The 503-nt window shown below is 52.3% G+C and carries 1 protein-coding gene; it reads left to right on the top strand.

Annotated features, from left to right (window positions below; translation table 11 throughout):
• Positions 1-133 precede the first annotated feature (133 nt).
• The coding region (locus ACPUER_RS37120) for a hypothetical protein (protein ID WP_425133624.1) at positions 134-503 on the top strand (370 nt) is incomplete at its 3' end.

Consider the following 503-nt stretch of genomic DNA (forward strand, 5'->3'; position numbering starts at 1 on the left):
GTTCGGCCAGGAGCAGCCGTTCGACATCAAGACGTAGATCGCCGACAATCTACGTCACTCGCGGAACTGCTGCTTGCTGCAAGTTCCATCGCTAGATCGGTCACCAATCCCGAATGTTAGAGGATCTCCTGATATGAGCTGGGACGTTTCGCTTTACAAATTCACTCGGCGATACAAAACCATAGAGGAGATTGCGCACGACGAACAGCCACTTTCTCTTGGTTCGCTTTCCGAAGTGCAAGCGGCAGTGTCAGAAGTTTTTCCGGGAACGGATTGGAGTGATCCTGTCTGGGGTATTTATGACAATGAGTTCGGCTCGATCGAGTTCAATGTGGGCAAAGACGATCCAGTACAAAGCTTAGGCTTACATGTGCGAGCCAGCGATGCCGTCGTCGTCGGAATTCTCAATCTTTGCGAACGCATAAGTTGTCAAGCTATAGACCTGACCGACGGAAGCTTCCTCGACCAGTCGGAGTTCCCTGCCGCTGGGCTGGCGAAATGGC

Origin of the sequence: Burkholderia sp. DN3021 (assembly GCF_049805555.1) — a bacterium.
In the GTDB taxonomy this organism is placed as follows: Bacteria; Pseudomonadota; Gammaproteobacteria; order Burkholderiales; family Burkholderiaceae; genus Burkholderia; species Burkholderia pyrrocinia_C.